Source organism: Cellulomonas sp. T2.31MG-18 (genome assembly GCF_964266755.1).
In the GTDB taxonomy this organism is placed as follows: domain Bacteria; phylum Actinomycetota; class Actinomycetes; order Actinomycetales; family Cellulomonadaceae; genus Cellulomonas.
This window is the reverse complement of record NZ_CAXWGW010000005.1, coordinates 140217-158446: the sequence shown is the minus strand read 5'-3', so window position 1 is coordinate 158446 and position 18230 is coordinate 140217. Positions and strand designations below refer to the sequence as shown.

21 protein-coding genes are annotated in these 18230 nt (G+C 73.2%); 14 read left to right on the top strand and 7 right to left on the bottom strand.

Annotated features, from left to right (window positions below; all coding sequences use genetic code 11):
- Positions 1-7 precede the first annotated feature (7 nt).
- The 3 genes from ACFQTY_RS16795 (at position 8) to ACFQTY_RS16785 (ending at position 3151) form a co-directional block, all read left to right on the top strand.
- Positions 8-1435 (top strand): PLP-dependent aminotransferase family protein, encoded by a 1428-nt coding sequence (locus tag ACFQTY_RS16795; RefSeq protein ID WP_378102816.1) that lies wholly within the window; start codon positions 8-10, stop codon positions 1433-1435.
- A gap of 101 nt (positions 1436-1536) precedes the next feature.
- The gene (locus tag ACFQTY_RS16790; RefSeq protein ID WP_378102813.1) at positions 1537-2094 is read left to right on the top strand and encodes a hypothetical protein; all 558 of its coding nucleotides are present in this window, start codon (positions 1537-1539) and stop codon (positions 2092-2094) included.
- Between the two features lie 97 nt (positions 2095-2191).
- Positions 2192-3151 carry a diguanylate cyclase domain-containing protein gene (locus tag ACFQTY_RS16785; protein WP_378102810.1) on the top strand — a complete coding sequence of 320 codons (960 nt, stop codon included), beginning with the start codon at positions 2192-2194 and terminating at the stop codon, positions 3149-3151.
- 21 nt (positions 3152-3172) lie between these two features.
- Here the strand turns inward: ACFQTY_RS16785 and ACFQTY_RS16780 are convergent, their stop codons facing one another.
- Positions 3173-4195, bottom strand: a complete 1023-nt coding sequence (locus tag ACFQTY_RS16780; RefSeq protein WP_378102808.1) for an LLM class flavin-dependent oxidoreductase — start codon at positions 4193-4195, stop codon at positions 3173-3175.
- Positions 4196-4212: 17 nt separating this feature from the next.
- The gene (locus tag ACFQTY_RS16775) at positions 4213-4512 is read right to left on the bottom strand and encodes a DUF5808 domain-containing protein (protein ID WP_378102805.1); all 300 of its coding nucleotides are present in this window, start codon (positions 4510-4512) and stop codon (positions 4213-4215) included.
- Between the two features lie 182 nt (positions 4513-4694).
- On the opposite strand from ACFQTY_RS16775, the gene ACFQTY_RS16770 reads away from it, so the two are divergent.
- The 4 genes from ACFQTY_RS16770 to ACFQTY_RS16755 are packed head-to-tail and all read left to right on the top strand — an operon-like array spanning position 4695 to position 6559.
- On the top strand, positions 4695-4976 hold the full coding sequence (locus ACFQTY_RS16770) for an isoamylase early set domain-containing protein (RefSeq protein WP_378102802.1): 282 nt from the start codon (positions 4695-4697) through the stop codon (positions 4974-4976).
- 52 nt (positions 4977-5028) lie between these two features.
- Positions 5029-5379, top strand: coding sequence for a ferredoxin (gene fdxA / locus ACFQTY_RS16765; RefSeq protein WP_378102799.1), 351 nt, complete (start codon positions 5029-5031; stop codon positions 5377-5379).
- A 4-nt stretch (positions 5380-5383) separates the two neighbouring features.
- Positions 5384-6172 (top strand): helix-turn-helix transcriptional regulator, encoded by a 789-nt coding sequence (locus ACFQTY_RS16760; RefSeq protein ID WP_378102796.1) that lies wholly within the window; start codon positions 5384-5386, stop codon positions 6170-6172.
- A 54-nt stretch (positions 6173-6226) separates the two neighbouring features.
- Positions 6227-6559, top strand: a complete 333-nt coding sequence (locus ACFQTY_RS16755) for a cupin domain-containing protein (RefSeq protein WP_378102793.1) — start codon at positions 6227-6229, stop codon at positions 6557-6559.
- Positions 6560-6567: 8 nt separating this feature from the next.
- Here the strand turns inward: ACFQTY_RS16755 and ACFQTY_RS16750 are convergent, their stop codons facing one another.
- The 3 genes from ACFQTY_RS16750 to ACFQTY_RS16740 are packed head-to-tail and all read right to left on the bottom strand — an operon-like array spanning position 6568 to position 9505.
- Positions 6568-7056 (bottom strand): SRPBCC domain-containing protein, encoded by a 489-nt coding sequence (locus ACFQTY_RS16750; protein ID WP_378102789.1) that lies wholly within the window; start codon positions 7054-7056, stop codon positions 6568-6570.
- Positions 7053-7382: an ArsR/SmtB family transcription factor gene (locus tag ACFQTY_RS16745; RefSeq protein ID WP_378102786.1), complete on the bottom strand. Its 330-nt coding sequence runs from the start codon at positions 7380-7382 to the stop codon at positions 7053-7055. Before ACFQTY_RS16745 ends, ACFQTY_RS16750 begins: the two co-directional genes overlap by 4 nt.
- A gap of 50 nt (positions 7383-7432) precedes the next feature.
- A complete protein-coding gene (locus tag ACFQTY_RS16740; RefSeq protein WP_378102783.1) occupies positions 7433-9505 on the bottom strand; it encodes a beta-galactosidase in 2073 nt (690 codons plus the stop codon).
- Positions 9506-9701: 196 nt separating this feature from the next.
- Between ACFQTY_RS16740 and ACFQTY_RS16735 the strand changes: the two genes are divergently transcribed.
- From ACFQTY_RS16735 to ACFQTY_RS16720, 4 genes are all read left to right on the top strand, one after another.
- A complete protein-coding gene (locus tag ACFQTY_RS16735; RefSeq protein WP_378102780.1) occupies positions 9702-11045 on the top strand; it encodes an ABC transporter substrate-binding protein in 1344 nt (447 codons plus the stop codon).
- Positions 11046-11196: 151 nt separating this feature from the next.
- Positions 11197-12105, top strand: coding sequence for a carbohydrate ABC transporter permease (locus ACFQTY_RS16730; protein ID WP_378103082.1), 909 nt, complete (start codon positions 11197-11199; stop codon positions 12103-12105).
- 1 nt (position 12106) lies between these two features.
- Complete coding sequence (locus ACFQTY_RS16725; RefSeq protein WP_378102777.1) at positions 12107-13012, top strand: carbohydrate ABC transporter permease; 906 nt, start codon at positions 12107-12109, stop codon at positions 13010-13012.
- A 32-nt stretch (positions 13013-13044) separates the two neighbouring features.
- Positions 13045-14061: a LacI family DNA-binding transcriptional regulator gene (locus tag ACFQTY_RS16720; protein WP_378102775.1), complete on the top strand. Its 1017-nt coding sequence runs from the start codon at positions 13045-13047 to the stop codon at positions 14059-14061.
- A 29-nt stretch (positions 14062-14090) separates the two neighbouring features.
- On the opposite strand, the gene ACFQTY_RS16715 is transcribed toward ACFQTY_RS16720, so the two are convergent.
- The gene (locus tag ACFQTY_RS16715; protein WP_378102772.1) at positions 14091-14696 is read right to left on the bottom strand and encodes a DUF1684 domain-containing protein; all 606 of its coding nucleotides are present in this window, start codon (positions 14694-14696) and stop codon (positions 14091-14093) included.
- A gap of 253 nt (positions 14697-14949) precedes the next feature.
- On the opposite strand from ACFQTY_RS16715, the gene ACFQTY_RS16710 reads away from it, so the two are divergent.
- Both ACFQTY_RS16710 and rlmC read left to right on the top strand, forming a co-directional pair.
- Positions 14950-15717 (top strand): HAD-IIB family hydrolase, encoded by a 768-nt coding sequence (locus ACFQTY_RS16710; RefSeq protein ID WP_378102769.1) that lies wholly within the window; start codon positions 14950-14952, stop codon positions 15715-15717.
- 11 nt (positions 15718-15728) lie between these two features.
- A complete protein-coding gene (rlmC, locus tag ACFQTY_RS16705; RefSeq protein ID WP_378102766.1) occupies positions 15729-16856 on the top strand; it encodes a 23S rRNA (uracil(747)-C(5))-methyltransferase RlmC in 1128 nt (375 codons plus the stop codon).
- Positions 16857-16882: 26 nt separating this feature from the next.
- Here the strand turns inward: rlmC and ACFQTY_RS16700 are convergent, their stop codons facing one another.
- Positions 16883-17335 carry an MmcQ/YjbR family DNA-binding protein gene (locus tag ACFQTY_RS16700; RefSeq protein WP_378102764.1) on the bottom strand — a complete coding sequence of 151 codons (453 nt, stop codon included), beginning with the start codon at positions 17333-17335 and terminating at the stop codon, positions 16883-16885.
- A gap of 165 nt (positions 17336-17500) precedes the next feature.
- Here ACFQTY_RS16700 and ACFQTY_RS16695 point away from each other — a divergent pair, with 165 nt between their 5' ends.
- A complete protein-coding gene (locus tag ACFQTY_RS16695) occupies positions 17501-18184 on the top strand; it encodes an alpha/beta fold hydrolase (protein ID WP_378102760.1) in 684 nt (227 codons plus the stop codon).
- Positions 18185-18230: the final 46 nt, after the last annotated feature.

Genomic DNA, 18230 nt, shown 5'->3' with positions numbered 1-18230 from the left:
TGGCCTGGTGCGCGTGAGCAGCGACCGTCGCGTCGGTCCGGACCGGGTGGCGGCGCTGATGGACGGCTGCGCCGGCTCCGGGGCGGCGTACGCGGCGCTGGCCGACGGACTGCGGTCCGCCGTGCTCGCCGGAGCGTTGCCGCCGCGAACCCGCCTGCCGGGGGAGCGTGAGCTCGCGGCCGCGCTCGGCATCTCCCGGACGACGGTGTCCACCGCCTACGACGTGCTGCGGGGCGAGGGGTACCTGGTCAGCCGGCAGGGCTCCGGCACCGTCACGGCGCTGCCCGGCGGGGTGCGACCCTCGCCCCGGTTCTCCGACCTGCCGGGTGCGGACCTGCTGGACCTGACCAAGGCGGCGCCCGGTCAGCCCCCCGAGCTCGCCGCCGCGTGCGAGGCCGCCGTCGACGACCTGCGCCACGTCGCTGGCCGCGGGTACAGCTCCTTCGGCCTACCGAGCCTGCGCGCGGCGCTCGCGGACTGGTACGACGAGCGCGGCGTGCCGACGACGAGCGAGCAGATCCTGGTCACCACCGGCGCCCAGCACGCGATCCACCTGCTCATGGCCCTGCTCGCCGGCCGTGGGGACCGCGTGGTGCTCGAGCACCCGACCTACCCGCTGGCCATCGAGGCGGTCCGCTCCGCCGGTGCCCGACCCGTGCCGGTGCCCGTCGGCGGAGGTGGGGTCGACGTCGAGCTGCTGCGGGCCACCGTCGCCCGGACCGACCCCCGCCTGGCCTACCTGATCCCCGACTTCCAGAACCCCACCGGCACCGTGCTGGACCCGGAGAGCCGGTCCGCCGTCCGGAGCGGGCTGGCCCGGGCCGGCGTGCCGCTCGTGGTCGACGAGGCGTTCAGTGAGCTCGCGTTCGGCGAGCCGGCGCCGTCGCTGGTGGCCGGCGACGGCCGCGCCGTGATTGGCATCGGCTCCAGCTCCAAGGCGTACTGGGGCGGCCTCCGCGTCGGCTGGGTGCGCGCCCACCCCGAGCTCGTCGCCCGGCTCGCCGCCCGCCGGGCGAGCATGGACGTCGGCACGTCGGTGCTCGACCAGCTGGTGCTGGTGCGCCTGCTCGCCGAGCGGCACACGATCCTCGCCCGTCGTCGTGCGGACCTGCGGCGCCAGCGCGACGTGCTGCTGGGGCTGCTCGGCACCCATCTGCCGGGCTGGAGCGCCCGACCCCCGGCGGGCGGTCTGAGCCTGTGGGTGGACCTCGGTGCACCGGCGTCCACGGCGCTCGCGCTGCGGGGCCCGGCGTGCGGCGTCCATCTCGTGCCGGGCACGGCCTTCGGGACCGACGGCACCTTCGACGACCGGCTGCGGCTGACCTTCGGTGAGCCGGAACCCGTGCTGGTCACCGCGGTCCAGCGGATCGCGGAGGCGTGGGCGACGCTCGACCGGCCGGCGCCGGCGCGGCGGCCCTGGGCGCCGGCCGTCTGATGGGGCTGCCGCGCCCGACGGGCTGCCGCGCCCGGCGGAGGTGCCGCACCCGAGGGGCGGAGGGCGGCACGATGGGCGGGACGACGATCGGAGGTGGTCTCGTGGCTGCGCACCGGCGAGGCTCGCACGGATCGGTCTGGGTCCCGTGGACCGCGCTGCTGCTGTTCGGCACCGGCTTCGGGTACGTCGAGGCGGCCGTGGTGCACTACCTCCGCCGGGTGATCGGCTACCACGCCGGCTACGAGGTGGCCGCGCAGCACGTCTACCTCGACCTGCGGGTGATCGCCTTCGTGCGGCCGGAGCACACCGTGCTGGTCGACCCGGTGCTCACCCAGGTGGAGGTCGCACGGGAGGCGGCCACGCTGCTGATGCTGCTCGCGGTCGCGGTGCTCGCGGCGGACACGTTGCGGCGCCGGGTGGCCGCGTTCTTCATCGCCTTCGCGGTGTGGGACCTGACGTACTACCTGTTCCTGCGCGTGCTCGACGGCTGGCCGGCCGCGCTCACCGACCTCGACGTCTTCTTCCTCATCCCCGTGACGTGGGTCGGTCCGGTGCTGACCGCCGTGGTCGCGTCGACCGTGGTGCTGGTCGTGGCGTCGTGGGCCTACGTCGCCCACGGGGCGGGTGAGAAATCGTCAGAGCCCCTGACCGGGACCTAGGTCCGGCGCAGCGGGCGCGCAGATGCCGATGTAGTGACGCTAAAGCCGGCACGGTTCCTCCGTCCTGGTCCGCTGCGGGCGTCAGAGGTGGTGCGGGTTGCCGGAGGGCACGGGCGGTGCGTCGCCGAGGGCGTCCGGCGTCCCCGCCGGGCTCCCCACCGGGTTGCACACCCAGGTGCTCCAGCAGCTCTCCGAGGCGGTCTACGTCGTGGACCGCGAGCGGCGCATCCAGTACTGGAACGACGCGGCGGAGGTGCTGACCGGCCGCACGGCCACCGAGGCCGTCGGTCGCTGGTGCGGCGACGGCCTGCTCAACCACGTCGACGACGCCGGTGTCTCGATGTGCGGGCCCGGGCGGTGCCCGCTCGCGCTCACCATGCTGGACGGTGAGCCGCGCGCGTGCCGCGTGCAGCTGCACCACCGCGACGGTCATCTGGTGCCGGTGCGGGTGCGCGCGACCGCGCTGCGCGACCTCGACGGCGAGGTGATCGGCGCCGTGGAGGTGTTCAGCGACGACTCCGAGCACCGCGCCGACCGGCAGCGCATCGACGAGCTGGACCAGACGGCGAGCCACGACGCGCTCACCGGTCTCGGCAACCGCCGGTACCTGGACCGTCGGTTGGAGCTTCGCCTGTCGGCGTGGCGCCAGGACCCGACGGCCGCCTTCGGCGTGCTGCTGCTGGACCTCGACCGGTTCAAGCAGGTGAACGACGCGCTCGGGCACCTGGCCGGCGACGAGGTGCTGCGCGCCGTCGCCGACAGCCTGCGGCTGGCGGCACCCGACGGCTGCGACCTGGCGCGCTTCGGCGGCGAGGAGTTCGTCGCCGTGGTGCCGTGCGACGACCTCACCGGCCTCGAGGCGGTCGGGGAGCAGATGCGCGCCATGGTGGCCAGCATCCGGATGGAGCGGTTCGGCCGTGACGAGCCCGTGACGGTCTCGGGCGGTGGCGCGCTGGTGCGCTCCGACGACGTGCCGCTGTCCCTGATGGCACGGGCTGACAGCATGCTGCTGCAGGCGAAGTGGCGGGGACGGGACCGCGTCGTCGTCCAGGCCTGACGAGCGCCCGGCGGCGCGCTGTCAGCGCCAGCCGAGCGCCGGTGCGACGTGAGTGAGGATCGACTCGATCACGTGCGCGTTGTAGTCGACCCCGAGCTGGTTGGGCACCGTCAGCAGCAGGGTGTCGGCGTCGGCGATCGCCTCGTCGCCCCGCAGCTGCTCGATCAGCGCGTCCGGCTCGGCGGCGTAGCTGCGGCCGAAGATCGCCCGCGTGGTGGCGTCGATGTTGCCGATCTGGTCCTCGTCCTCCGACCCGTGCCCGAAGTACATCCGGTCCCGGTCGTCCACCAGGGCGAAGATGCTGCGGCTGACCGACACCCGAGGTTCCCGCTCGTGGCCCGCCGCCGTCCACGCCTCGCGGAACAGCCGGATCTGGTCGGCCTGCTGCACGTGGAACGGCTGGCCGCTCTCGTCGTTCTTCAGCGTCGAGCTCATCAGGTTCATCCCGGCTTGCGCCGCCCACTGCGCGGTGGCGTTGGACCCGGCACCCCACCAGATCCGGTCGCGAAGGCCGGGGGAGTACGGCTCGACGCGCAGCAGGCCCGGCGGGTTGGGGAACATCGGGCTCGGATTCGGCTGCGCGAACGCCGCACCCTCGACCACGCGCAGGAACGTCTCGGAACGGGCGCGCGCCATGTCGGCGTCCGTGCTGCCCTCCGGGGGCTCGTAGCCGAAGTATCGGAACCCGTCGAGCACCTGCTCGGGCGACCCCCGGCTGATGCCGAGCTGCAGCCGGCCGCCGGCGATCAGGTCGGCAGCCCCCGCGTCCTCGGCCATGTACATCGGGTTCTCGTACCGCATGTCGATCACGGCGGTGCCGATCTCGATGCGGCCGGTGCGGGCGCCGACCGCGGCGAGCAGCGGGAACGGCGAGCCGAGCTGCCGGGCGAAGTGGTGCACCCGGAAGTAGGCGCCGTCGGCGCCCAGCTCCTCGGCGGCGACGGCCAGGTCGATCGACTGCAGGAGCGCGTCGGAGGCGGACCGGGTCTGCGAGGCGGGCGACGGGGTCCAGTGCCCGAAGGACAGGAAGCCGATGGTCTTCATGTCCGCCTCAACGCGTCTCAGGCCTCGATCTTCCGCCGGACCAGCTCGACGACACGTCCGATGTTGACCGTCCACCCGACACCGAACACCTGCGGGCTGAGCAGGTGGTCGCCCTTCGGGTCCCAGACGCGCTCCTTGAACCGCGCGACGGTCGGCGGCCGGAAGTCGTAGGGCACGAACCCGACGACCTCGCCGTGCCAGGTGCGCTGGTCCTCCGGGGTGCGCAGCTCCTTGACGACGGCTGCGACGGCCAGGCCGAGGACGACGAGCCGGCCGATCGACGGGCCGCGGCGGCCGTGCTCCCGGTTGCTTCCCATGGTTGCTCCTTTGCGACGTCGGTGCTCCGATCCTCCACCCGTGCGCACCGGCGCGGGTGTGATCCGTGTCGCATCCTCACCAGCGGCGGCGTGTCCGGTTCCCCGACGAGCCGCCGGCACGCCACCCTCGGCCCGCGACCGTCGCCCCGCGGTCGCACGGCCTGACGAGGGATCGATCACCCATGCTGAAGAAGTCACGCTCCGCCAAGTCCGCCACCTGCACGCTCACGTTCGCGCTGCCCGTCGCGCAGCTCGACGGGTCGGTCAGCGTCGTCGGGACCTTCAACGACTGGACGCCGGGTGTGCACGTGCTGCGCCGGCGCTCCAACGGCACCGCCAGCGCCTCGGTCACCGTGCCGGCCGGGACCGACGTGCGGTTCCGCTACCTCGGCGAGCAGGGGCGCTGGTTCGACGACGCGGACGCCGACCTGGTGACCGCCGACGGCGGTCTGGTTCGCGTCTGAGGAGGCGCGTCCGAGGGGTTTATACAAGTCGGACTTGTGTAAACTCCGTCGCATGACCTACGTGATCGGATCGCCGTGCGTGGACGTCAAGGACCGCGCCTGCGTGGACGAGTGCCCCGTCGACTGCATCTACGAGGGCGCTCGCACGCTGTACATCCACCCCGACGAGTGCGTGGACTGCGGCGCCTGCGAACCGGTGTGCCCCACCGAGGCGATCTACTACGAGGACGACCTGCCGGACGCGGAGCGGGCGTACCTGGCGGACAACGCGGCGTTCTTCGCCGACACGCTGCCGGGCCGGTCGGTGCCGCTCGGCTCGCCGGGCGGGGCGGGAAAGCTCGGCGCCCTCGGCGTGGACACACCGCTGGTCGCCGGCCTGCCGACCACCGACCCCGCCGCCTGAGGCCGTGCGGGGGGACCAGCCCGGGACCGGTGCCGACCCGGTCGGTCCGGGTGCCGGTGCACGGACGGGCGTCTCCGGCCGCCGCCTGGAGGTGCTGACCCGGCTTCGCGCGGCGGCCCGACCGCTGGGGATCGCCGAGCTGGCGACCGCCCTGGACGTGCACCCCAACACGGTGCGGTTCCACCTCGAGGCGCTGCTGGCGGCCGGGCTGGTGCGGCGTGCGGACAGCGTGCGGCGCGCACCGGGTCGCCCGGCGCAGCTGTTCGCCCCTGCCGCGGCCATGGACGGGACCGGTCCGCGGCGGTTCGGGCAGCTGGCCCGGGTGCTGGCGGCCGCCTTGGACGGCGTGCCGGACGGCCCCGCGCGGGCGCTCGAGCAGGGCCGGGTCTGGGGTCGGGAGGTGGCTGCGGGCGTCGACACCCCCGCGGCGCTGTCCGGCAGCCCCGGTGGGCGAGCGGACGCGCCCGGGCGGGCCGCCGAGGTGGACCGGCTGGTCGTACTGCTGGACGACCTGGACTTCGACCCCGTGGTGCTCCGCGAGCCGGACCCTGCTGGCGACCGCGTGCGGCAGCCGGCCGACGCGCCTGCCGGCGACGCGGTCCGCATCGGGCTGCGGCGGTGCCCCTTCCTCGAGGTGTCGAGCGCCAGCTCGGCGGTGGTGTGCCCGGTGCACCTCGGGCTCATGCAGGGCGCCATGGAGGTGTGGTCCGCACCCGTGACGGTGGACCGGCTGGACCCGTTCGCTCAGCCCGACCTGTGCGTGGCGCACCTGGCGGCGGTTCGGTCGGGCTGATGCCGGGCCGGACGGGCGCACGATGGGTCGCACCCGGACGACGAAGGAGATCTCATGGACTCGACGAACCTCGACACGCTGGCGGACGAGCTGATCGCCGCGGCGCACGCCGCCGACTCCGGCCGCGCGTCCCGCACCGTGCACGGCGGCACGGGTCACCCGCTGCGGCAGACGGTCCTCGCGCTGGTCGCCGGCCGTGCGCTGGCCGAGCACGACAGTCCCGGTGACGCGACGTTGCAGGTGCTGCGCGGCCGGATGCGGCTCACGGCGGGGGACCTGTCCTGGGAGGGTGGTGCCGGCGAGCTGGTCACCATCCCGCCGTCCCGGCACGGGCTGACGGCGCTGGAGGACGCCGTCGCGGTGCTGACGGTGGTCGCCGCGCTCTAGCGGACCCGTCAGCTCGCGGCGAGCAGGTCGTCGATCTGCCCGAGCGCCTGCTTCATGCCCGGCTCCATGCCCATGTCGAGCACCTTCTGCAGGTGCTCCGCGGAGTCGAACCGCGACACGATCGTCAGCAGCGTCCCCTCGTCCACCGGCTCGAGCGCCACGCTCGCGTGCGCGGTCGGCATCTCGAGGTTCGGTGTGCCCGAGTCGTCGGCGAAACCGTCGTCGAACGTCAGCGCCCGCGGCTCCTCCAGGCTGACGAACCGCCACCAGCCCCACGCCTTCTCGCCGTCGGGTCCGGTCATGTAGTAGGTGGCCCGGCCGCCGGGGCGGAAGTCGTGGTCGACGAAGGTGGCCGGCCACGTCGGCGGTCCCCACCACCGCTCGAGCCGACGCGGGTCGGAGAAGACGGTCCACACCTGCGCCGGCGGCGCGGCGTACTGCGCGGTGACGGTGAGGGTGAGGGCTGTCGGGTCGGTGACGGACGTGAGCACGGTCATGCGGGTCCTCCTTGGGCTGGTGGCCGGTCGGGGTTCGGCTCGGCCAGCAGGGTGTCGATGCGGTCGAGGCGCCCGTGCCAGATCTCCTGGTACTCCTCGAGGAGCCGGGCTGCGGCCCGGACCGTCTCGACGTTGCCGCGCACCAGTCGCTCGCGCCCGTGCACCTGCTTGGTGACCAGGCCCGCGCGTTCCAGCACCGCGACGTGCTTCTGGACCGCGGCGAAGCTCATCTCGTAGCGCTGCGCCAGGTTGGAGACGGACTCCTCGTGGTGCAGCACGCGCGTGACGATGTCCCGCCGGGTCCGGTCCGCCAGTGCGGCGAACATGCGGTCGACGGTGTCCGGGTCCAGAAATTCTACAACCATCGGATTGTACGTTAGCGCATCGGGCCGCGGACCACCACCACGCCGCCGGCGGGCACCTTGACCGCACCGGACACCGGTTCCCCGGACAGCAGCTCCGTTCCCTCGGCAGGCACCGCCACGGCCTCCTCGGTGTGATTGACCACGACCTGGTAGTCGGCGCCGTCGCCGTGGCGGACCACCACCTCGACGTCGTCCGGCAGCTCGGAGGCCGCGAGACCGGCGTCGGCGTAGGCCCGGTGCAGCACCGCGGCGAGGCCCTCACCGGTCAGGTGCGTGGACACGTACCAGCCTGTGCCGTCACCCCGGACGTGGCGGGTGACCGCCGCGCCGCCCGCCGCGGGCCCGTCGACGTAGTGCGCCAGCACCTGCGCGCCGCGCAGCACCAGGTGGTCCGCCCACACGTCGGACACGACGTCGTCGGCGCCGTCGGCCCATGCCAGCCGCACGCGCTCGCCGGCGCGCAACGGCAGGAACTCCTCGACGGTCACGCCCAGCGCGTCGACCAGCGGTGCCAGGTAACCGCCCGGGTGCACGGCGTCGTGCTCGTCGACGATGCCGGAGAAGCACATCACCACGAGCGTGCCTCCGGCCTCGACGTAGGCCGTGAGGCTGCGGGCCGCCACGTCGCTGAGCAGGTACGACGCCGGAGCGACCACCAGGGGGTAGGCCGACAGGTCCGCCTCGGGGTGCGCGAAGTCCACCGTGAGGCCGTCGCGCCACAGCCGGTCGTACACCGCCCGCGTCCGCTCGCGGTGGCCGAGGTCCACGCTCGGACGCCACTCCAGGTCCTGCGCCCAGAACGACTCCCAGTCCCACAGGATCGCGGCGTCGGCGCGGACCCGGGACCCGCGCACCTCACCCAGCCGACCGACCACCGCGCCGAGCTCGCACACCTCGCGCCACACCCGCGACGAGGTGCCGGCGTGCGGAAGCATCGCCGAGTGGAACTTCTCGGCGCCGGAGCGAGAGGCACGCCACTGGAAGAAGAGCACGGCGTCGGCGCCGCGGCCCAGATGGGTCAACGCGTTGCGCGCCATCTCGCCGGGGCGCTTGGCCACGTTGCGCGGCTGCCAGTTGACCGCCGACGTGGAGTGCTCCATCAGGATCCACGGCCGGCCCCCGGCGACCGAACGGGTCAGGTCCGCCGCCATCGCCAGGCCGACGTACCCGCGCGGGTCGGCGGCGTCGAGGTAGTGGTCGTCCGAGACCACGTCGACCTCCCGCGCCCACTCCCACAGGTCGGTGGAGGGGCAGGCCGTCGCCATGAAGTTGGTGGTCACCGGCCGGTCGGAGTGCGGGCGGATCGCGTCCCGCTCGGCGCGGAAGCACTCGCGCAGCGCGTGGTCGCTGAACCGTGCGAAGTCGAGGCGCTGGGCGGGGTTGACCACGCTGGGCGCGACGGACGGCACGCCGACGTGCTCCCACTCGCCGTACCGCTGCCCCCAGAAGGCGGTGCCCCAGGCGGCGTTCAGCGCGTCGAGGCTCCCGTACCGCTCGCGCAGCCAGAGCCGGAAGGCCGCCGCGGACGACTCCGAGTAGTCCTCGGACACCGGCGCGCCGTACTCGTTGTGGACGTGCCACAGCACCACGGCGGGGTGGCGGCCGTAGTGCTCGGCGAGGGCCGTGGTGATCCGGACGGCGGCCTGCCGGTACGCCGGTGAGCTGGGGCCGGCCATGCCCCGTGAGCCGAAGCCCAGCACGGTCCCGTCCCGGGTGACCACGCGCGCCTCGGGGTGGGCGGCGAAGAACCAGGCGGGGGGAGACGCGGTCGGGGTACCGAGGTCGACGGCGATGCCGTGCGCGTGCAGCAGCTCGATCAGCCGGTCCAGCCAGCCGAGGTCCAGCTCACCCTCGCGCGGTTCGAGCAGCGCCCAGGAGAAGATGCCGACGCTGACCAGGTTCACCCCGGCCTGCGCCATCAGCTCGACGTCCTGCTGCCACACCTCCTCGGGCCACTGCTCGGGGTTGTAGTCCCCGCCGTAGGCGATCCCGTCGGGTCCCAGCGGCCAGCGCGGCGTGGTGGGGCCGACGGCTCGCAGGCTGCCGGGACGCGGGACCAGTGGCCCCGTGGGGTGGGAAGACATGACTCTCCGTCGAGCTCGTGGGATCAATAGGTGTGCACGATCACAGCCGCCAGCGGCACACCGTCCCCCAGGAAACACCACGTCGTGAGCGGTTGACAAGGATCGCGGCACTGCCATTACTGTGAGCGTGCACAGGCACCCGCGCCGCACCGGCGCATCCGTCGCGCTGCCGCGACGGCTTTGACGAGGAGGTCACATGCGCCTGCACTCAGGCATCCGGATCGGCGCGGTCCTGGCCGCGTCCGCCCTGCTGGTCACCGCCTGCTCCAGCGGCGGCGGCTCGGCCGGCGGCTCCACCGCGGGCTCGTCGGGCGGGTCCACGGCCGCCGGAGGCAAGGTCGACCTGACGTTCTGGACGTGGGCACCGGGGATGGACGCCATCGTCGCCAAGTGGAACGCGGAGAACCCGAACATCCAGGTGACGGTGAACAAGCAGGACGGCGGCGACCCGGCCGTCACCAAGCTGCTCACCGCGATCAAGGCGGGCTCGGGCGCGCCGGACGTGATGCAGACCGAGTACCAGAAGATCCCGACGCTGGTCTCGTCGGACGCGCTCGCGGACATCTCCGGCGACCTGCCGAAGGACCTCAAGAGCCACTACTCCGACGGCACGTGGCAGGCGGTCACCCTCGGTGGCGACCAGGTGTACGGCGTGCCGCAGGACTCCGGCCCGATGGAGTTCTACTACCGCACGGACATCTTCCAGCAGTACGGCCTCACCGTCCCCAAGACGTGGGACGAGTACGCGCAGGTCGCGGCCAAGCTGCACGCCGCCGACCCGACCAAGTACCTCGGCACGTTCTCCGCGACGGACGCCGGCTGGTTCACCGGCCTCGCGCAGCAGGCCGGCGCCTCGTGGTGGGGCGTGGACGGCACCGCCTGGTCGGTGAACATCGACTCCGCGGCCACGCAGAAGGTCGCCAAGTACTGGGGCGACCTGGTGGAGCAGGGCGTCATCGACAACAAGCCGATGTACACGCCGGAGTGGAACGCGGCGCTGAACGACGGCACGCAGGCCGGCTGGGTGTCGGCGATCTGGGCGCCGGGGGTGCTGCAGGGCAACGCGGCCGACACCAAGGGCAAGTGGGCCATGGCGCCGCTGCCGCAGTGGAACGCGGGTGACAACGCCACGGGCAACTGGGGCGGTTCCGCCTCGTCGGTCACGTCGCAGTCCAAGCACAAGGCGGAGGCCGCCAAGTTCATCGCGTGGATGAACTCCAGCCAGGAGGGCGTCGACATCCTCGCCAAGTCCGGCGGGCTCTACCCGGCCGACCTGCCGGGCCAGTCGGAGGCGCTGTCGGCACCGCCGGCCTTCTTCCCGCAGCAGACGGACTTCTACTCCACCGCCGCTGACATCGCGAAGTCGGTGAAGCCGTTCACGTACGGGCCGAACGTCAACGTGGCGTTCTCCTCCTACAACGACGCCTTCGGCAAGGCGACGCAGGCGAAGTCGTCCGCGGCGTTCGTCGCCGCGGTCAAGACGATGCAGGACGCGACCGTCGCCGACCTGAAGAACGGCGGCTTCACCGTCAAGCAGTGACCCGGCCCCGTGGCCGCCCGGCACCTGCGCCGGGCGGCCACTGGCGTCCGGTCCTTCGCGGACCCGTCGTCGTCCGCCCGTCGTCGTCCGGCTCGTCGTCCCACTGGAGTGACCCGTGAACCGTGCCACCGTCGCCACGCCCAACCGTGGGGTGCGCCGCCACACCGGGCTGAGGGCCTACGGCTACCTCGCCCCGGCCGCGGTGCTGTTCACCCTGTTCCTGGCGCTGCCGATCGTGTACGCGCTCTACCTCAGCTTCCGCACCGTCAAGGTGAAGGGTCTGGGCCTGGGCAGGGGGGCGCGGACCGAGGTCTGGGCGGGGCTGAGCAACTACCGGCACGCGCTGGTCGGCGACCCTGACTTCCTGGGCTCTGTCGGCCGGGTCGCGGTCTACGGCCTGGTGCTCGTGCCCACGATGCTCGGGCTCGCGCTGCTGTTCGCCCTGCTGCTGGACGCGCGCGGCGCACGGGCTCGCGGCTTCTCGCGGGTGTCGATCTTCCTGCCGTACGCCGTCCCCGCCGTGATCGCCTCGCTGCTGTGGGGGTTCCTCTACCTGCCGCGCGTCAGCCCGTTCCTGTACGTCGCCGGCCGGCTCGGTTGGCCGCAGCCCGACGTGCTGTCGCAGCAGTGGGTCACGTTCGCGATCGCCAACATCGGCCTGTGGGGCGGCGTCGGCTTCAACATGATCGTCATCTACACCGCGCTCAAGGCGATCCCCAGCGAGCTGTACGAGGCGGCCCGGCTTGACGGCGCCTCCGAGGCGGCGATCGCGTGGCGGATCAAGGTGCCCGTCGTCGCGCCGTCGCTGATCCTCACCTTCCTGTTCTCGATGATCGCGACGCTGCAGGTGTTCGCGGAGCCGATGACGCTGCGGCCCCTGACCAACACGATCTCCTCCACGTGGAGCCCGCTGATGAAGGTGTACCGGGACGCCTTCACGCGCAACGACATCTACTCGGCCGCCGCCACGTCCGTGGTGATCGCGCTGGCCACCTTCGTCCTCTCGTTCGGCTTCCTGCGCCTGGTGCAGCGCCGCGCCTTCAGCCAGGAGAACAGCTGACATGGCCACCGTCGTCAGCGGCCCGCAGGTCGCCTCCGCCCGCCCCGCAGCCCCGAGCCGAAGCGTCAGCTCGTCGGCGCAGCGACCCAACCGCATCGGCACCGTGGTGCTGCTGATCGGCGCCCTCTACTGCCTGATGCCGGTGGTGTGGGTGCTGACGGCCTCCACCAAGAGCGCCAACGAGCTGTTCTCCACGCTGACCTTCGTGCCGTCCACGCACCTGTGGGACAACATCCGCGAGCTGTCGGCGTACCGCGGCGGGCTGTACTGGCGGTGGATGGCCAACACCGCCCTGTACGCCGGCGTCGGCGCGCTGGCGTCGACGCTCGTCTCCGCGATGGCGGGGTACGGGTTGGCCAAGTTCGTGTTCCCCGGCAAGAAGGCGGTGTTCAACGTCATCCTGGCCGGCGTGCTGGTGCCGGGCGTGGTGCTGGCGATCCCGCAGTACCTGCTGCTGGCCAAGGTGGGGCTGACCAACACCTACTGGTCGGTGCTGCTGCCCAGCATGATCAGCCCCTACGGCATCTACCTGGCCCGCATCTACGCGGCGGCGTCGGTGCCCGACGACGTGATCGAGGCGGCGCGCACCGACGGCGCCCGGGAGTGGCGGGTGTTCGGCTCGATCTCGGTGCCGATGATGATGCCCGGCCTGGTCACGGTGTTCCTGTTCCAGTTCGTCGCCATCTGGAACAACTTCATGCTGCCCTACATCATGCTGGGCAACGACCGGCTGTTCCCCATCACGGTGGGGCTGTCCGGGCTGCTGAACCAGGGGGCGTCCCAGCCGGCGATGTACACGTCGGTGATCACCGGCGCGCTGCTGTCGATCCTGCCGCTCGGCGCCCTGTTCCTCACCCTGCAGCGGTACTGGCAGGTGGACCTGGCGGCCGGTGCGGTGAAGGCCTGATGGGCCGCAGACGACCCCTAGAGTTCGGACCGATGGAGTCGACAGGGGGCGCACGCAGGCGGCCGACGATCGTGGACGTCGCGGCCGCGGCCGGCGTGTCCCGCGGCACGGTCTCGCGGGTGCTCAACGGAGGCCACTGGGTGTCACCGGAGGCGGCGGCAGCCGTCGAGCGGGCCATCAAGGAGACCGGCTTCCAGGCCAACCAGTACGCGCGCAGCCTGGTGACCGGCCGGGCCAACTCGGTCGCGTTCCTGCTGACCGAGCCGCAGCACCTGCTGTTCGAGGACCCCAACTTCTCGATCCTGCTGCGGGGTGCCGCGCAGGCGCTCGCGGCCAAGGGCATGCCGCTGCTGCTGATGGTGGCCGGCACGCGGGACGAGCAGCAGCAGGTGCTGCGCTACGTCGGCGCCGGGCACGTCGACGGGGTGCTGCTGATCTCCACCCACGCCGGCAACCCGGTGGTCGACGCGCTGGTGGCGCAGCGGGTGCCGACCATCGCGTGCGGCGTCCCGCTGGGGCACGAGGGTGCGGTGGGGTACGTGGCGGCCGACGACCTGGGCGGTGGGCGGCTGATGACGCGGCACCTGCGCGAGCGGGGCCGCCGGACGATCGCGATGATCACCGGCCCGCTGGACACTCCCGGCGGTCGGATGCGGCTCGACGGGTACCGCGCCGAGCTGGGCGACGACTACGACGAGACGCTGGTGGAGAACGGCGACTACACGCGCGAGAGCGGCGTCGCGGCGATGCGCGCGCTGCTCGAGCGGCGGCCGGACCTCGACGCCGTGTTCGTCGGCTCGGACCTGATGGCCGCCGGCGCGATGCAGGCGCTGCGCGAGGCGGGGCGCTCGGTGCCGGACGACGTGGCGGTGGGCGGGTTCGACGACTCCGGCCTGGCCGAGACGCTCGACCCGCCGCTGACGACGATGCGGCAGCCGTTCGCGCGGATCAGCCAGGAGATGGTGCGCCTGCTGCTCGAGGTGGTGGACGGTGAGACACCGGCGGCGATCACGCTGCCGACCTCGCTGGTGGTGCGGTCCAGCACCTGACGGTCGTGTGCCGGCGGCCTGCCGGGCGGTCAGGCGGGGGAGAGCTCGCCCACGGGGACCCTTCCGGTCAGCGTGTTGCCCGGTCCCGGCAGCGGGCAGGCCCACGCCTCGTCGTACGCGCACGACGGCGGGTAGGCGAAGTTGAGGTCGACGACCAGCGCGTCCGGCGTGCCGCCGAGGTCGGCACCCTTGACGGTGTCGAGCACGTAGCGCCCACCGCCGTACGTCTGCCGGCCGCTGGTCGCGTCCTTCAAGGGGACGAAGACGCCGCCGCCGTACACGGCCACCCACCACACGTCCAGGCCGCCCAGACCCGGCAGCTCCACCCGTCCCACCCGCTCGAGCGGCACCACGCCGTCGGTCCCGGTGCGTACTTCGCGACGCTGCGGCGGTACGGACCGGTCCACGGGGACGACGAAGCGGAACGCCTCGTCGTACGGGGCCACCCCAGGACCGTCGTAGCCGGCCCGTTCGCCGACCGGCACGGGCGACGCGGGGTGCGTGCGGAGCAGCCGCTCCCGGCCGGCGACCCAGCGGCGGTGCGCCTCGGCGACGTCCTGCTCCGCGCGCACCGCGCGGTACAGCTCGGCCACCTGACGGCGCCAGTCCAGGACGTCCCACCGCGACTCGGTCACCGCGCGAGCGTATGTCGGGCCGTCGTGCGCGCCACCGGCCGCCCACCCGCCGCCGACCCGCGACCCACCTGCCGCGGAGGTGCCGCCGAGGTGCCGCCGAGGTGCACGGATCCCGTCCGCGCGGCGCGGCACGGTACCGTGGTGGGTCGTTCCCGGCGCCGGCCCCCTCGCGCGGCCCGCCGGTGACGCCCTCCCGGCGGGCCTCCACCGGCTCGTCGGCCGCCATCCGTACGCCGCACCGAAGGACGTCCCCGTGACTGCAGCACTGGCCCTGTTCGACCTGGACGACACGCTCGCGCCCTCCAAGAGCAAGGTCGGCGACGAGGTGATCGACATGATCGTCGCCCTCACCAAGGTGGTGCAGGTCGGTGTGATCTCCGGCGGTCGGTTCGAGCAGTTCGACGCCCAGCTGCTCTCGTCCATCCACGACGACGCGGCGCTCGGCCAGATCCACGTGCTGCCGACCTGCGGCACCCGCTACCTGGTGCACCAGGGCGGCGACTGGACCGAGGTGTACTCCGAGCCGCTGACCGCGGACGAGGCGGACCGCGCGACGGCAGCCCTCGGGGAGGGCGCCAAGGCGCTCGGCCTGTGGGAGGAGAGCACCTGGGGCGACCGCATCGAGCTGCGCGGCAGCCAGGTGACGTTCTCGGCGCTCGGCCAGGCGGCTCCGGTTGACGCCAAGGCGGCGTGGGACCCGGACGGGCGCAAGAAGGAGTCCTTGCGGGCCTACGTGGCGGAGAAGCTTCCGGACCTCGAGGTGCGCTCCGGTGGGTCCACCTCGGTGGACATCACCCGCAAGGGCATCGACAAGGCCTACGGCGTCAACCGGCTGCTCGACCGCCTCGGTCTGCGCCCCGACCAGGCGGTGTTCTTCGGTGACCGTCTCGACGAGGGCGGCAACGACTACCCGGTGATCGCCACGGGCGTGCCCTGCATCGCGGTGACGGGCTGGGAGGACACCCCGGCCAAGGTCCGCGCGGCCGTCCCCGAGGCGTTCGCGGCCGATCTGGCCCGCTGACCGGTCCGCTCGTGCGGTGCGGCTACTTCGAGGCGGGGGTCTGCAGGTCCTGCACCCTGCTGGAGCAGCCGTACGACGAGCAGGTGCGGGCCAAGCAGGACGCGTGCGTCCGGGCGCTCGGCGACCCTGACGGGCTGGTGTGGCTGCCGCCGGTGACGGGGCCGCAGGAGCGGTTCCGCAACAAGGCGAAGCTCGTGGTGGGCGGCACCGTCGACGCCCCGACCCTCGGGATCCTCGACGGTGCGGGTCGCGGCGTCGACCTGCGTGAGTGCGGGCTGTACGAGCCGGCGATCAGCGACGTGCTGGAGCCGTTGGCCCGGTGGATCGCGGCTGCCCGCCTGGTGCCGTACGACGTGCCGTCGCGCGTCGGCGAGCTGAAGCACGTGCTGCTGACGGCGTCACCCGACGGTGAGCTGATGCTGCGGCTGGTGCTGCGGTCCACCGAGGCGCTGGCCCGGATCCGCAAGCACCTGCCGGCGCTGCAGCAGACGCTGCCCGCGCTCGGGGTGGCCTCCGTCAACGTGCAGCCCGCCCACGCCGCGGTGCTCGAGGGTGAGCGGGAGTTCCCGCTCACCGAGCGGCAGACGCTGCGCATGCGGGTCAACGAGGTGGACCTGCACCTGCGGCCGCGCAGCTTCTTCCAGACGAACACCGTCGTGGCGGCCGCGCTCTACCGGCAGGCTGCCGGGTGGATCGACGAGGTGGCCCCGGCCACCGTGTGGGACCTGTACTGCGGTGTCGGCGGGTTCGCCCTGCACGCCGCGGCACCGGGACGCGAGGTGACCGGCGTGGAGGTCAGCGCCGAGGCGGTGGCCAGCGCCGAGGCGAGTGCTGCGGAGCTGGGTCTCGACGGCGTGCGCTTCCTCGCCGGCGACGCCACGTCGTTCGCCCGGACCGCGGCACGGGCGCCCGACCTGGTGGTGGTGAACCCGCCTCGACGGGGGCTGGGTGCGGAGCTGGCCGGCTGGCTCGAGTCTTCGTCCGCCCGGTCGGTGCTCTACTCCAGCTGCAACCCGGACTCCCTGGCGCGGGACCTGGCCGCGATGCCGTCGTGGCGGCCCCGCCGTGCGCGGCTGCTGGACATGTTCCCCCAGACCACGCACGCCGAGGTGCTGGTGCTGCTCGGGCGCGAGGGCTGACCGGACCACCGGGGCGGGGAGCTAGGTCAGCGGCGCGTGGTGCCGCCGGGCTGCCGGGGCTCGCGCGGCCGTCGGACCCTCGCCGGCTCCGGCCGCCAGAGACCCGCCGCGAGCAGGCCCCGGGTCCGGCGGGACAGGTTGGCGTGCACCGTCCGGTACGAGTCCACCAGGAGCTCCTCGAGCAGCTGGTCCGGCACCTCGTCGTCGTCCAGCCGTGCCGTCAGCCAGTGCCGGTGGTCCATGTGCCAGCCGGGCAGCAGCGTGGGGAACTCGCGGCGCAGCGCGGCGCCGTCCTCCGGGTCCACCTTGACGTTGAGCCGGTAGGGCGCCGACGCCCCGACCAGGGCGAACATCCGGCCGGCGACCTTGTACACCGCGGTGGTGGCGTCGAACGGATGCGTGAGCTCGGCCCACTCCAGCCCCATGGCGACGGCGTGCAGCCGCGCCCGACGAACGTCGGGATCCGCGTGATCGACCACGAGGCGCACCGTACGCGGCCCGGCCGACACGGCACCGCCTCGCCGCGTCGACGCGCACCCGTCGCCACGCGGTCGGGGCCGCGCGCGCCGCCCGCCGTGACGCGAGCGCACCGCGCACGGTAGGACGGGGGTGTGCGCACAGCGGGGACGGAAGCAGGCCAGCTGGTGGCGGGCCTCTGGGTGGTCAGCAGAGGGACCGGCCGGCCGCTGGTGCTGCTGCACGGCAACGGTGAGGACCACCACGTGTTCGACCGGATGGTGCCGCTGCTGGCGCCCGGACGCAGGCTGGTCGGCATCGACTCGCGCGGCCACGGCAGGTCGCCGCGCGGCGAGGGACCGCTGACGATCGCCTCGATGGCGGACGACGTCGCCACCGTGCTCGAGGAGCTCGACGTCGACGGAGCCGACGTGCTCGGGTACTCCGACGGCGGCAACGTGGCACTGGAGCTCGCGGTGCGCCACCCGGTCCGGCTGCGCCGCCTGGTGGTGTGCGGGGCGAACCTCCACCCGTCGGGCCTGCGTCCGGGCGTGCTGCGCGCGATGGTGGCCACGCGCCGCGCTCTCGTGAGGTCGGGACGTCTCTGGTCGGGCGCGGCGCGGCGCATCGAGCTGCTGGACCTCATGATCGAGGACCCGCACCTGACGCCCGCGCAGCTGGCCGGCGTGGAGCTGCCGGTGCTGGTGGTCGTGGGGGAGCGCGACGTGGTGCTGCCGGCGCACAGCCGGTTGATCGCCCGTTCGCTGCCGGCCGGGCGGCTCGCCGTGGTGGCCGGTGCGGGCCACGCGGTGCCGCAGCAGCGGCCGGCCACCTTGGCGCAGCTGGTCGACGGGTTCCTCGCCGCGGTGTGAGCCGTCTCCCGAGTTGCTGGTCAGGGATGGTCGTCAGGGCGGTCGT